The organism is Anaeromassilibacillus sp. D41t1_190614_C2 (assembly GCF_015558525.1).
In the GTDB taxonomy this organism is placed as follows: Bacteria; Bacillota; Clostridia; order Oscillospirales; family Acutalibacteraceae; genus Anaeromassilibacillus; species Anaeromassilibacillus stercoravium.
This window is the reverse complement of the sequence record NZ_JADMOD010000001.1, coordinates 88,411-102,843: the sequence shown is the minus strand read 5'-3', so window position 1 is coordinate 102,843 and position 14,433 is coordinate 88,411. Positions and strand designations below refer to the sequence as shown.

Below are 14,433 nucleotides of genomic sequence, written 5' to 3'. Positions count from 1 at the left end.
TTTACAATTTCTTTCCATATTACGCTGTGGCGTGGGTATAGACCTGCCCTGCCGCTGGAACGATGTCCCGTTTCTCCAATAGCTCGGATACTGTGACAAATTGGTAACCCTCCGCTGCCAACGCGGGGAGGATCACTTCACACGCATCCGCTGTCGCGGCGTACAGGTCGTGCATCAGGATGATATCCCCATCCTTTACCTTTTCCAAAACCTCGCTGGCAATGGCGCCGCTGCTGCGGTTCTTCCAGTCCTGCGTATCGATCGACCAGAGGACAAACGGCTTTTGTATGGCCTCTCTTGCTGCATCATTGATCGCCCCATAAGGGGGCCGCAAGAGCACCGGCGCTGTGGGAAGCAAATGCGAAATGCGTTCATCCGTCTCCTGCACCTGAAAGGCAATCTCCTGTGCATCCAGTTTGGAAAGGGATGCGTGGTTATAGGAATGGTTTCCAATTTCGTGCCCTTCCGTGTATTCCCGCTGTAATACATCGGCGTAGCTGTCCACGCGGTTTCCCAGGACAAAAAAGGTTGCGCGCGCGTTGTACTGTTTGAGCAAATTCAGGATGCGGGGCGTCACAATCGGATGGGGGCCGTCGTCAAAGGTCAGGGCAACCATCGGGCGGCCTGGATCGACGGCGACCGGCTCCGGTTCTGTGAGTTCCACCTCCGGCGCAGCCGCGACGGAGAGCAGCGGCCCCTCGGTTCGGATCCGAAGAGCGCCCGCCAGGTCTTCATAAGGGATTTCGGCCATTGGTGCTCCATCCTGTTCCGGGAAAATCTGCCCCTGCTCAAAATAGATGCGTACGGCATCCGTTGTGAGGGCAAAGTTTTGAAAATTATCCATATCCGGTGTGGTGCCCGCCAAAAACTGCTCCGTTTCGGTTGCGCTAAGGTTGCCGGACGATTCGCGGAACGATTTTCGTACCCCTTCGGAAAGGCGTTCCAGATAATCGTTCTGGAAAATGTCCCCGAGCCCCAGCTGCCTCCCCTCTAGCAGGTCAAAAACCATGGCGATCGTTCGATCCCGTGCGTTGGACCAAGTGGAAAATTGTTCCTTCACCGTGAGTACCATGGAGGCAGTCCGGTCCCCGGCCATATAAGACTGATAATCCACCAGCAAATCGGATTGCACATCCGTTGCAGTGGTCTGCTGTTCCTGTCCCAACTGTTCCCGATGGCCCTTTTGCAAGTCCTCCACTACCTCCAAAACCTGTAAATCGATCGCTTGAATGCCGAAAACCGGATAGTGGATACTGACCGCATGATCTGGGTCGTTGTTTACAATGGATTCCGTCTCTCCGATCTGCTGATTTTCCGATGGATTTGGAAAATAAAGCGTCTGTGCCAACGCCTGCCGTTCCCGTTCGGACAAATTTTTGTTGTCGCCCATGTGCATGACGAAAAATATGGCTGCGGCCGCTAAAACCGTCAAAATGGCCCCGATAAAAATTGCCGCACGTGCGCTCCGCAGTTCTTTTGTGCTTCGCATGGTATCACCCTCTCGTAAGTAGTATCCCAAAGAAAGGGCGCTGCATACAGACGATAAACCATTGGCAGAAAAATTTTCCTTTTGTATTCGTAATCTTGTAAATAAAAAACCCTCCGTGGTCATACACAGAGGGTTCTCACTTGTATACAAAATGGATCGTTAGCCGCCGAGATAGGCTTTGCGCACCTTTTCATCGCGGCTGAGGGTGTCCGCATCGCCGGACATAGAGATCGTTCCCGTCTCCAAAACGTACGCCCGATTGGCGATGGACAGTGCCTTTTTTGCGTTCTGCTCCACCAGCAGTACGGTCACGCCCGACCGGTTGACGTCGTGAATGATCTCAAAAATTTCGTTTACCAACAACGGGGACAGGCCCATGGAAGGTTCGTCCAGCAACAGCATCTTCGGCCTGGCCATCAGTGCACGGCCAATCGCCAGCATCTGTTGCTCGCCGCCAGAGAGCGTCCCAGCAATCTGCTTGCGGCGCTCCTTCAAGCGCGGCAGCCGCTTGAATACGGATTCATAATCCTCGTCGATGCCGCTCTTATCATTCCGGATATAGGCGCCCATCTCCAAGTTCTCCTGCACCGTCATCCGCGCAAAGATTCGGCGCCCTTCCGGAACCTGCGCCAGTCCGAGACGGATGATTTTATGCGGGTCCGTTGTCCGCAGGTTCTGACCGCAAAAGGTAATCTCTCCCGCTTTTGCCTTGACCAGCCCGCAGATGGCATGCAGTGTCGTCGTCTTGCCCGCGCCATTTGCACCGATCAATGTGACAATCTCCCCTTCGTTTACCTCAAAGGAGACGCCCTTGATCGCATGGATCGACCCATAGTAGACCTGCAGATCCTTCACAGAAAGCATAGCCATGTCTTCATTCCCCTCCCAGATACGCGGTAATCACGCGCGGATTGTTGCGGATCTCCTCCGGATTTCCCTCAGCGATCACCTTGCCATAATCCAGCACATAGATGCGCTCGCAGATTCCCATCACAAAGTTCATATCGTGTTCAATCAACAGGATGGCAATCCCGAACCGGTCGCGGATCAAACGGATGGTCTCCATCAGCTCTTTTGTCTCTGTGGGGTTCATCCCCGCAGCAGGTTCATCGAGCAGCAATACCTTCGGATTGGTTGCAAGCGCACGGGCAATCTCCAATTTGCGCTGCTGTCCATAGGGGAGATTTTTGGCGAGATCCTCTGACTTTTCGTCCAGGTTGAATACCTGCAGCAGCTCATGCGCGCGCTTGGCCACCTGCGCCTCCTCCCTGCGATATGCAGGAAGGCGGAAAATCCCGGAAAGGACCGAATATTTCATCTGGAAGTTCATGGCAATCTTTACATTGTCAATCACAGAGATGTCTTTAAACAAGCGGATATTCTGGAATGTACGGGAGATTCCTCCCTGTGTGATCTGGTACGTCTTTTTTCCCACGATATTTTGGTTTTCAAGGGTGATGGTCCCCTCCGTGGGAACATACACATCCGTCAACAGATTGAACACCGTCGTTTTCCCCGCACCATTCGGCCCAATCAGGCCGATAATTTCTTTCTCGCCAATGGAGAACTGTACATCCTGGAGTGCGCGCAGGCCGCCAAAGGCGATTCCCAAATTCTTTGCTTCCAAAACGGCCATTTCTTACGCCTCCTTTTTTGTCTCCGCTTTTTTGCCGCGGAATTTGTTTAAGATCTTGGTCAGGGACAATTCATGCTGCCCCAACAGGCCGGAGGGCTTAAACAGCATCACGCAGATCAAAATGACGGAATAGATCAACATGCGGTACTCGGAGAAGCCACGCAGCAGCTCCGGAAGGAGCGTCAGCACAATCGCCGCCACGATGGAACCCGTAATCGAGCCCATGCCGCCCAAAACCACCATAATCAGGATCTCCACCGAATAGTTGAAGTCAAACTTGCTCGGGTCCAAAACGCCGATATGATGTGCATAGAGGCCACCGGCGATCCCGGCGAAGAACGCCGCCAGGACAAACGCGAGCAGCTTATAGTAGGTGGTATGGATTCCGGCCGCTTCTGCCGCAATTTCATCTTCCCGGATGGCAATGACCGCACGTCCATGGCGGGAATGAATAAAGGCAAAGATCACCGCAACGGTTATAATGGCGATGATAAACACATATGTGAAGGTTGTCAAAAGTGGGATGCCGGACAAGCCCGCTGCGCCGCCGGTAAACGGCATGGCCAGGATCAGCACACGGATGATTTCGCCGAATCCCAACGTCAAAATGGCCAGGTAGTCGCCCTTCAGACGAAGTGCCGGCACGCCGATGATGACGCCGAAGGCCGCCGCCACAATGCCGCCGACCAACAGCGCCAACGGGAAACTAACCACTGTGGGCAATCCGGAATACATGGTGAACAACGCCGCCGAATACGCGCCCACACTCATGAAACCTGCATGTCCCAAAACCAGCTGGCCCAAAAAGCCGGTGGCCAAATTCAAGCTAACAGCCAAAATCACATTGATGCAGACCATGGTCAAAATGCCGGAGTAATATGGATTGATAATATTCGCACTGATTAATACGGAGAGTAAAATATAGAGCGCCAGCACCAGAACAAGGATGATGACATTCGGAATCCATTTTTTCTGTTTCATGCTGCCACCCCCTTAAACTTTTTCCCGGACATTTTTTCCGAGAAGGCCCGCCGGTTTGATCAGCAGGACCAGGATCAAAATGCCAAAGACCACTGCGTCGGTGATCTGCGAGCCGCCCGCTGCCGTGGTCAAGCTCTCGGCTACTCCAAGGATATAGCCGCCGAGCATCGCGCCCGGTATACTTCCGATTCCTCCCAGAACCGCGGCGACAAACGCCTTTAGGCCCAACATGCCGCCCATATATGGGGTAATCTGGTGGAATGTGTTGCAATACAATACGGCGCCCACTGCCGCCAGTGCAGAACCTACACCGAAGGTAAAGGCGATGGTCGAGTTGGTATTGATACCCATCAGCTTCGCCGCACCCGCATCTTCACTGGTTGCGCGCATGGCCTTGCCAATCTTGGTCTTGTTGACCAAAAGTTGTAAGGCAATCATCATGACCACTGAAGTGAGGATGTTGAGAATTGTATTGGAACTGATCTGCAACGCCCCGAGCTCCAGCATCCCATTCGGGAACATAGCAGGCATGGATTTCGCGCTGGACGAAAACAGCAGCTGCGAAAGGTTCTGCAGGAAAATGCTGACACCGATCGCTGTGATCAATAGGGAAATCCTGGGGGCGCCTTTTTTCAGAAGCCGGCTGTATGCCAGCTTCTCAATGAGCACACCAGCCACCCCGCAGAACAGGATGGAAACCAAAACCGCCGCCCAAAGCGGCATTCCTGCCATTACTAAACCAACATATGTAACATATGCGCCCACCATGATGATGTCGCCGTGGGCAAAGTTAATCAGCTGCACGATGCCATACACCATGCTGTACCCCAGTGCAACCAGGGCATAAATACTTCCAATGCCAAGCCCATTGAACACCTGCGCCAAAAGATCCATGGCTGCTCCTCCCTCAATTTCATTAGCTCTTCTTTTGAATAACCGGAAAAGAGGGTGACCGCAATCGCCCTCTTTTCCATTTTGTCCCATTCTGTTTTACAATTCGTATAAATTTGTCGAAAAATTATTTTTCGTAGTATTCGATAAACTTATACTCACCATTATCGATCTGCGTAATTGCCGCACTCTTGACCGGGTTGCGGTTTTCGTCAAAGGTCATGTGACCCGTCAGACCGGTGAAGTCGATCGCTGCCATCGCGGATGTAATTGCGGCGGAATCCGTGGAACCCGCCTCGCTGATCGCCTGGGCGAGCATCTTCATCGCGTCGTAGCCCAATACCGCAAACTGGCTTGCATCCATGCCATAGGTTTCCTTATATTTCGACAAGAACGCCTGCAAATTCGGGTCGTCGCTCTGTGCGGAATACTGGCTGCAGAAATACGCGCCATTGACCGCATCCATATTGCTCTCGTCCACCTGGCCGATGACGCCGTCCCAGCCGTCTGCGCCCAGGAACTGCGCCTCAATGCCCAACTCCTTGGCCTGCACGGCAATCAGGGCCACGTCCTGATAATAGACCGGCAGGAAAATGACGTCCGGGTTTTTGCTCTTAATATTGGTGAGCTGTGCCTTGAAATCGACGGTGCCTTTGCCGTAGCCTTCGACCTGCACCACTTCAATACCAAGATCTCCGGCAGCCGCTTCAAACGCCTCATACAGGCCCTTGGAATAGTCGTCGGAAATGTTATAAATGATGGCTGCAGTCTTTTTCTCCAGTTTCTTGGAGGCATAGGAAGCCATCAGTTCCCCCTGGAACGGGTCGATAAAGCAGGCGCGGAAAATATTTTCGCCCGCCTGGGTGATGTTTTCCGCAGTACCACTGGCTGTAATCAGCGGGATCTTGTCCTTTGCAGCCTGCTGCGCAACCGCAAGCGTGGGCTTGGAGGTTACGTCGCCGATGATCGCAACAACATTGTCGCTCTGTACCAACTTATTATAAGCGTTGACCGCCTCGGTTGCATCGCCCTTTTCATCATATACGATGTACTCAATCTGCTTCCCCAGCACGCCGCCATCTGCGTTGATCTCTTCAACTGCCATTTTTACGCCGTTGTCAACCGCCACGCCATAGACGGAGACATCGCCGGTCAGAGGAGCCAAGCCGCCGATTTTAATCGTATCACCCGTTGCACCGGCATTGTTGGCATTTCCACCATCCTGTGTATTGCCGTTGCCACAGCCGACCATTGCCGTCAGCATCATGGCCGCCGCCAAAACCATTGCTAAAAAACGCTTTTTCATGATTCTGAACCCCCATTTCAAATTTGGATCAAACCCTTGCGCCAAAATCCCTCTAATATGAAAACGACCGGGTGGCCTTGCCGGACGGAACTTTCACCTACGTCCATCGCGTTTTACCGCAGGAAACTGCAGGTGATCCATTTCATCCAGCGTGAAAATGGTCACGCGGCGCCGTGTTTAATCCGTTCACATACAGTTCATTATTGTGATTATACTACGCAGGCCATCCTTTTGCAATATCAAAATAGGCAAGATGCGCGCTTTTGTGCAAGAATCGGCTGATTGCCCAATTCATTTTATGCCCTATACGCATATTGAGGATAACATTGCAATTTTTTTGCTTTTTCTTGCAAAGCGCTCTTCCTATCTTTTCCATTTTCCCCATCCATGCAAAACAAAAAGAGGCACCTCGCAAAGCAAGGTGCCTCCTCGGCTTATGTTTCAGCAGAATAGCATCTTATTCCGCTGTCTTGGTGCAATACATAAAGAACTTATAGCCCAGCGGGGAATCCCAATAGCCTTCCAGGCTCGGCTTCTTGAGATAGGTGTCCGCATAGTAGTAGATCGGGGCGCCAGGCATCTCTTCTGCCCACAGATCTTCCGCCTGATGCAGGAGTTCGAAGCGTTTTGTAGAATCAGCCTCTGCCTTCGCCTGGTCAATCAGGGCGTCAAATTCTGCGTTCTTCCAATGGCAGTTATTGTTGCCGTTATCGCTCTTGAAGATCTCCAAGAAGGTAAGCGGATCGTTGTAGTCTGCAATCCAGCCATCGCGGGCCACTTCAAACGTACCAGCCGGACGGGTTGCCAGGAAGACATTCCATTCCTGCTGTGCAATCTTGCACTCGATGCCGAGCGCTTCTTTCCACATATTCTGAAGAGCCTCTGCTACGCCAAGGTGCAGGGTTGCGGTGTTCGTAGTATACTCAAAGGTCGGGAAGCCTTCGCCGTTCGGATAACCCGCCTCAGCGAGCAGCTGTCTTGCTTCCTCAACATTCTTCTCGTAATCGGCCGGATCAGTGGAGAAATAATCGCCGCCAACCTCACGGAAAGTCGTATCGCCTTCAGAAACCTTCTCAGCAACGATTGCCGCTGCCGGGACTTCGCCCTGCTTGGAAACGGTCTCAACAATGTAGTTGCGGTCGATCGCCAACGTCAGAGCCTTTCTGACTCTCGGATCATTAAAGGGTTCCTTCTCCGTCTGGAATGCGAGATAATACGTACCAATCTCATTGATGGTGCCGAAGTCCTCGCGCTCCTTCAAAGCATCGAGTTCGTCAACCGGCAGCTGGAACACATAGTCGAGCTCGCCGTTGTCATAAGCTGCCAGCTTTGCGTTGTCGTCTTCCAAAAGGATAAACTTCAAAGTGCTATCGGTAACCTTGTCCGCATCATAATAATACGGGTTCTTCACATAGGTAATGCTCTCTTTGTGGCTCCAATCGGTCAGCATCATCGGGCCATTGCCGATGAACGTAGAAGGATCCTGGGTCCAACTGTCGTTGCCTTCAACAACATCCTGGCGAACCGGATAATAGATCGGGAATGCCAAAAGCTTATCAAAGTACGGGCAGGGAGCTGCCAACTGAACGGTCATGTGGGTGTCGTCCACCTTTGTAACACCCAGCGTGGACGGATCGGCTTTGCCCTGATACACATCAGCGCCGCCCTCGATCACGTCAAACAGGTTTGCATAGTCGGAAGCCGTTTCCGGGGAAGCGGCACGCTGCCAGGAATAGATGAAATCGTCCACCGTGACCGGCTCACCATCGGACCACTTGATGTCGTCGCGCAGGGTGATGTCCCAAGTCAAACCGTCATCGCTGACGTCAACCTTTTCTGCCTGGCCAAGAATCGTGTTGCCGTTCTCATCGAACTTGTAGATGCCTTCAAACGCATGGACCGCATAGCAGGCGCCGTCCACGGACTTGTTCAGGGCCGGGTCCAAAGTCTCCGGCTCCGGGCCGATACAAGCCGTGATTTCGGGAGCAGCCGCACCGCCGTCGTCGGACGGAGTCGAAGCGGTTTCGCCACCGTTACCGCAGCCCACGAAGGTTGTCGCCAACATGGCAACTGCCAAGATGGTTGCAAGTATCTTCTTCATGAATAAATCCCTCCAGTTTTTAAAATTGGATAAATCTATTTTAATCCGCTAAATTGCGAATTAAAAGCCCAAGAACTACCGGAATTCTCAAAAAGACCACACGGTATTTTATCAAATCTCACCAATTCTATGACACGCTGCATAATGTCCGCCGCCGTAATCTTTAAATTCTGGTACTTCTGCGGCGCAGCGCTCTGTTGCATAGGGGCAACGGGTACGGAAGCGGCAGCCGGACGGCGGATTGACCGGGCTGGGAACGTCTCCCTCCAACACGATGCGTTTTTTCGCACGGCTGGCCTTCGGATCCGGAATCGGGATTGCCGAAAGCAGCGAACGTGTGTAAGGATGGATCGGGTTCTTATAAAGCTCGGAGCTCCCTGCCAGCTCAACCAGCTTGCCGAGATACATGACGCCGATTCGGTTGCTGATGTGTTTGACAATTGCAAGGTCATGGGCGATAAAGAGATAGGTCAAGCCCAGCTCCTGCTGCAAATCCTCAAACATATTCACAATCTGCGCCTGAATGGAAACGTCCAGTGCAGAGATCGGCTCGTCACAGACGATAAACTCCGGGTTCACAGCCAAGGCGCGCGCGATGCCGATTCTCTGGCGCTGGCCGCCGGAAAACTCGTGCGGATAGCGGTTTGCATGCTCGGAATTGAGCCCAACGCGCTCCAACAACGAAAGGATCATGTCGTGGCGCTCCTGCTTGCTCTTCGCAAGCTTATGGATATCAATGGGCTCTCCGACGATATCGCCAACGGTCATACGCGCATCCAAGGATGCATAAGGATCCTGGAACACGATCTGCATCTTTTTGCGGTATGGCGCAAAATCTACGTGGGTAACATCTTCCCCTTTGTAGATGATTTTGCCACCCGTCGGCTCATAGAGGCGTAGAATGGTACGGCCCGTCGTCGTCTTACCGCAGCCCGACTCACCTACCAGGCCAAAGGTTTCGCCCTTATCGATGTGAAAGTTGACATCATCGACCGCCTGAACATACGTTTTGTGGAACAGCCGGCCCTTGACGGGAAAATACTGCTGAAGGTGCTGTACCTCCAAAAGTTTCTCACTCATGCTTCTTTCCCCCCTTCGGCTTTCGCTTCTTCCATCTGCCTCTTCTGAATCAGCCAGCAAGCGCTGACATGTCCCTCGGAGATCTCCGTATAGGGCGGCATTTCACGCAGGCAAATTTTCATGCATTTGTCGCAGCGCGATGCAAACGGGCAGCCCGCGGGAGGGTTGAGCAAATCGACCGGCGTGCCTTCAATCGGGATCAAACGCTCATGTTCATCCTCATGGATTTTCGGAATGGACTTGAGCAGGCCCAGGGTGTAACAATGCTGCGGGTTGTAGAAGATGTCGTCTGTTGAACCGATCTCCACAATTTTGCCCGCATACATCACCGCAATGCGGTCGCAAACGTCCGAAACAACGCCCAAATCATGGGTGATAATGATAACGGACATATTGATTTTTTTCTTTAACTCAACCATCAGTTCCAAAATCTGCGCCTGGATGGTCACATCCAATGCCGTCGTCGGTTCGTCCGCGATCAAAAGCTTTGGTTCACAGGCCAACGCCATGGCAATCATGACCCTCTGGCGCATACCGCCGGAAAACTCATGCGGATACTGCTTCATACGCTTTTCTGGTTCATTCATTCCAACCAGGTGCAATAGCTCTACCGCACGATCCCAGCATTCTTTCTTTGTCTTGGTCGTATGCAGGCGCAGCATCTCGATCAGCTGGTTTCCAATGGTATAAACCGGGTTTAAGGAGGTCATCGGGTCCTGGAAAATGATACTGATCTCGCTTCCGCGAATCTTTCGGAATTCCTTTTCCGTCATCTTTTCCACATGTTCATGACCGTTAAAGGAAATCGTGCCCCCAACGATCTTGCCTGGATCTGCGATGATCCCCATCAGGGAGTAAGCGGAAACACTCTTTCCGCTTCCGGATTCTCCAACGATTCCAAGCACCTCGCCGTACTTCATGCTATAGGTTACGCTTGTAACGGCTTTGACTTCGCCAGCGGGGGTAAAAAAGGAAACATGGAGATCTTCAATATCGAGTAAGGTATCTTCTGTATTCATCTTACAAATCTCCTATTTCTTTAGCTTCGGGTCGAATGCGTCGCGCAGGCCATCGCCAAACAAGTTAAACGCCAAAATAATAATGCTGATGGCTACGGCAGGGATGAACAGACGGTATGGGAACGAGTTAATGCTGCTGATCGCATCCGAGGCGAGAGAGCCAAGGCTTGCCATCGGAGCTGCAACACCGAGCCCCAGGAAGCTTAGAAACGCCTCTGTGAAGATTGCGGAAGGAATCTGCAGCGTGGCGGTTACGATCAACGTGCCAATACAGTTCGGAAGCAAATGCTTGCGGATAATCCGGCCATTTGAAGCGCCCAGCGCCTTGGCCGCCGTGACAAATTCCTGCTCCTTCAACGTCATCACCTGGCTACGTACGATACGTGCCATACTCACCCAATACAACAAACTAAATGTGATAAAGATACTGATTAATCCGACGCCCACACGATTGAGGCCGTCAAAGATTGGGCTGCTATCAAACAGCGCCTGCAGAGGGGATTTTAAAGTAACCTGTAATAGAATGATAATCAAAATATCAGGGATCGAGTAGATGATATCCACGATTCGCATCATGATCAAGTCTACTTTTCCACCAAAATACCCTGCCACAGAGCCATAGATGGAACCGATCAACAAAACCAGTGCGCTTGCAATCAAGCCGACCAAAAGGGAAACCCTGGCGCCCGTGAGCACGCGAATCCCCAAATCACGTCCCAGCTTGTCCGTGCCAAAAATATGGGGGAAAACGCTTTCTCCTGAATCAATCAGCGCCTGCTCTTCCTCGGAATACTGCATCGGCCACAGATTTTCGCTGCCGCGGATCTGCTGGTCGTATTCATAAGGATAAAAGTTTGGGACAACAAACGCACAAATGATTACCAATAAGATCACCACTGCGGCAACCATAGCCACCTTATTCTTACTAAAACGCTTCAGCGCATCCTTCCAGAAGGTTGTGCTTTCGCGCATAATGTCCAGCTGTTTCTTCTCGTCTTCGCTTGCCGGGAGAAAATCGTCCGGGTCAAGCTGGAGGCTCAGCGGATTTTTTTTCAGCTTAATATCCACCATTAGACCGTCTCTCCCTTCTTATCTCAGTTTAATACGCGGGTCCACTATCTTGTAGAGGATATCCACGATAACGTTCATCAACACCAAAAAAGTCGCCAAGAAAATCGTAGTGCTCATCACCATGGGATAGTCACGCCCGGTGATGCAATTGATAAACTCACGGCCAAGGCCGGGAATGTTGAAGATTTTCTCCACAACAAAGCTGCCCGACAACGTAAAGGCCAACAGGGGGCCTGCATACGTGATAATTGGGAGAATCGCATTGCGCAGCGCGTGCTTAAACAACATCTTAAATTTGCTGACGCCTTTCGCCCGCGCTGTACGGATATAATCCTGGTTGAGTGCATCCAGCATACTGGAACGCATCAAGCGTGTGATGTAGGCCATTGGATAGAACGCAAGCGTAAACACAGGTAGGATGTAATGCAGCGGAGTTGATAAACCCATCGTTGGCAACCACTTTAATTCTACACCAAAGATTTTCATCAACGCGGTAGCCACAACAAAACTCGGAACAGCAATCCCTAAAGTAGAGACGACCATAATCAACTGATCACCCCACTTTCCTCTGCACATGGCAGCGACGGAGCCAAGTCCGACACCCGCTACCAGCGCAACCAAAATGGAAATTCCACCCAGGCGGGCAGATACGGGGAAGGTCGAAAAAATGATGTCGTTTGCCGTTCTTCCTTTTTGTTTCAGGGATTCGCCAAAGTCGCCATGGAGCAGTCCATTCATATAGTTTAAATACTGCTGGGGCTTTGGCACGTCCAAACCATACTTTGCTTCCAAAGCTGCTTGGGTGGCGGGAGTTACCGCTTTTTCACTCAAAAACGGCCCGCCAGGGATCAGGTTCATCACTGTAAACGTAATAACAGAGATCAAAAAGATGGTCAAAATCGCGTATCCCAAACGTTTACATACATACTTCGCCACTGTCTGCCACTCCTTAGTCTAAAAGATTTGCTGCCTTCTTTTTGCATTCTTTCCTCGGTGCATCATACTGAACCGGTCTTCGGAAAAGCCGTCAAATCTTGTAGACTACTCCCCCCGGCAATCCCCTAAATTCAACATTTTGCACCAAAACCAATGGACATAATCCACATTTTCTACAGAAAGTTTGTCAAAAATTGGAATAAAATATTAATATTTCATTATTGTAACACATAACCCTTGATAATTCAATAGGATTCGTAGCTATATAACGCTGAATAGGACACCTCCATCATTGGACGTGTCCTATTGATGTGATCTATTATAACAAATTTATGAACAAAATGCAAGTTCAAGTTTTTATTTTTCATTTTCCATAGCCCCCTTTGGGAGGCCAAGCAAATAGAGCCAAATAAACCCAGAAATCACGCCGTTTGCCAAACATCCCAATTGCTGATGCGCTGTTTGCGGAAGCTTGTTTATGCAAGTTTTATATTTTAAAATGCATACTTTCCTTCTATCTTAGCCAACCTAAATTTCGTAAACGAACTTGTTCTTTTTAGGATTTCCGAAAAGCCTCTGTTCATGCGCCATGCGCCTCACATTTGATATAAAGCGCCCTTGAAAGGGAGGTTCCTTTAAAATTAGGCCCTTTCCTGCTCTATGAGCTCCTGAATCCGCTTTTTCGCACGATAAATCCGTATACATACATTTTTCTCTGAAATCCCCAACAGAGTGCCAATAACCGGGTTAGGCAGCTCAAAATAATATTTCAGGACAATTACGTCCTGATAATTGGAACGCAACTTGGGCAAATAAGGAAACGATCTCTGTTCCAAATCATGCAGAATCAGATCCTGATCCTCCCCTAATGGGTTAAACATGCAATCCTTACTCTTTTGAAGAGATTTGGCAGCATTGCGGGCAATAATCAAAATGAGTGCCTTCAAATTGCTTTGCCGAAGTTTACAAATCCAACTTGCTGCACTGTAAATCCTCTCTTCTGCACAAGCAATCGCTTCCTCAACACATATGGGGTCCTGTAAAACCCTTCTAACCTCATTTTGCAAATCCATCTGATAATGTTCCAAGATCGCTTGAATTTCACCTAAACCGGTCAAGCCCCTATCTCTCATTTCCATCATGGTCTATGCATCACCTTAAACTCTGTTCTAGGGAACAATTCCTGGAAAAGATCGTTAAAAGCGCCCATTAAGAAATTTTATATGGAATGAAACCCGCTGAAACTATTTTGATCGCTTTATCAATTTATAAAATTACCATATAAAAATCTAGTTTCCAATTTCCCCCACTATTATAACATTATAATTTTAATAAATAAGCCTCCGAAAACAAATTGTCTCCGGAGGCCTGTGTGAAAAATTCACTTTTTTTTGTACGTGATGACCGTTGTCTCGCCCGCAGTAGCTTCTCCCGTAATCCCTTCCATACTCTTAAGGTCGTCCATTGTCGTGATGATACAGGGAGAAATCGTCTGGAACCCTTTCGCTGCAATCGCCTCAATATCCATGTCCATCAACTTATCCCCAGCATTTACATGATCGCCAACTTTTACATGGCAAGTAAAGCCTTCGCCGTTTAACTTTACGGTGTCAATTCCCAAATGGACCAACACCTCCGTCCCATCGTCCGCTTCAATGCCAACTGCATGGAATGTGTGTGCGACCTGGGCAATCGTACCGGAAACCGGTGCCACTACAGTATTGCTGGTCGGAATGATTGCAATTCCATCCCCCAAGACCTTATCAGAAAATACTGGGTCGGGAACTTCTGTGATCGGCACAACTTTTCCCGTTTGCTGCGCTACAATTTTGCTGTCTTTCTTACCAAACAGTCCCATGGAACATACCTCCAAATTTTATTCCGGGATATAACAATCCCTGTTTCTCCATTTTAATCGAAAAA

14 protein-coding genes are annotated in these 14,433 nt (G+C 50.3%); all 14 read right to left on the bottom strand.

Translation table 11 applies throughout. The features are described from left to right. Positions 1–19: 19 nt before the first annotated feature. On the bottom strand, positions 20–1,489 hold the full coding sequence (locus tag I2G69_RS00455; protein WP_195560009.1) for a polysaccharide deacetylase family protein: 1,470 nt from the start codon (positions 1,487–1,489) through the stop codon (positions 20–22). A gap of 159 nt (positions 1,490–1,648) precedes the next feature. Then, positions 1,649–2,353, bottom strand: a complete 705-nt coding sequence (locus tag I2G69_RS00450) for an ABC transporter ATP-binding protein (RefSeq protein ID WP_195560184.1) — start codon at positions 2,351–2,353, stop codon at positions 1,649–1,651. A 10-nt stretch (positions 2,354–2,363) separates the two neighbouring features. Beyond that, entirely contained in the window at positions 2,364–3,125 is a 762-nt protein-coding gene (locus tag I2G69_RS00445) for an ABC transporter ATP-binding protein (protein WP_195560008.1), read from the bottom strand. A gap of 3 nt (positions 3,126–3,128) precedes the next feature. Next, positions 3,129–4,106, bottom strand: coding sequence for a branched-chain amino acid ABC transporter permease (locus tag I2G69_RS00440; RefSeq protein WP_087229852.1), 978 nt, complete (start codon positions 4,104–4,106; stop codon positions 3,129–3,131). A gap of 12 nt (positions 4,107–4,118) precedes the next feature. Continuing rightward, entirely contained in the window at positions 4,119–5,000 is an 882-nt protein-coding gene (locus I2G69_RS00435) for a branched-chain amino acid ABC transporter permease (RefSeq protein WP_191395423.1), read from the bottom strand. Positions 5,001–5,124: 124 nt separating this feature from the next. Continuing rightward, the gene (locus I2G69_RS00430; RefSeq protein ID WP_191406017.1) at positions 5,125–6,303 is read right to left on the bottom strand and encodes an ABC transporter substrate-binding protein; all 1,179 of its coding nucleotides are present in this window, start codon (positions 6,301–6,303) and stop codon (positions 5,125–5,127) included. Between the two features lie 214 nt (positions 6,304–6,517). Further along, positions 6,518–6,679: a hypothetical protein gene (locus I2G69_RS00425; RefSeq protein WP_172749507.1), complete on the bottom strand. Its 162-nt coding sequence runs from the start codon at positions 6,677–6,679 to the stop codon at positions 6,518–6,520. 81 nt (positions 6,680–6,760) lie between these two features. Next, a complete protein-coding gene (locus I2G69_RS00420; protein ID WP_195560007.1) occupies positions 6,761–8,404 on the bottom strand; it encodes a peptide ABC transporter substrate-binding protein in 1,644 nt (547 codons plus the stop codon). 111 nt (positions 8,405–8,515) lie between these two features. Continuing rightward, the gene (locus I2G69_RS00415) at positions 8,516–9,484 is read right to left on the bottom strand and encodes an ABC transporter ATP-binding protein (RefSeq protein ID WP_195560006.1); all 969 of its coding nucleotides are present in this window, start codon (positions 9,482–9,484) and stop codon (positions 8,516–8,518) included. Further along, positions 9,481–10,503, bottom strand: coding sequence for an ABC transporter ATP-binding protein (locus tag I2G69_RS00410; protein WP_195560005.1), 1,023 nt, complete (start codon positions 10,501–10,503; stop codon positions 9,481–9,483). Before I2G69_RS00410 ends, I2G69_RS00415 begins: the two co-directional genes overlap by 4 nt. A 12-nt stretch (positions 10,504–10,515) precedes the next feature. Next, positions 10,516–11,574, bottom strand: a complete 1,059-nt coding sequence (locus I2G69_RS00405) for an ABC transporter permease (RefSeq protein ID WP_419761401.1) — start codon at positions 11,572–11,574, stop codon at positions 10,516–10,518. An 18-nt stretch (positions 11,575–11,592) separates the two neighbouring features. Further along, positions 11,593–12,510, bottom strand: a complete 918-nt coding sequence (locus I2G69_RS00400) for an ABC transporter permease (protein WP_087229831.1) — start codon at positions 12,508–12,510, stop codon at positions 11,593–11,595. Between the two features lie 641 nt (positions 12,511–13,151). Beyond that, entirely contained in the window at positions 13,152–13,652 is a 501-nt protein-coding gene (locus I2G69_RS00395; RefSeq protein ID WP_087229828.1) for an RNA polymerase sigma factor, read from the bottom strand. A gap of 239 nt (positions 13,653–13,891) precedes the next feature. Further along, a complete protein-coding gene (locus I2G69_RS00390; RefSeq protein WP_087229826.1) occupies positions 13,892–14,368 on the bottom strand; it encodes a PTS sugar transporter subunit IIA in 477 nt (158 codons plus the stop codon). Positions 14,369–14,433: the final 65 nt, after the last annotated feature.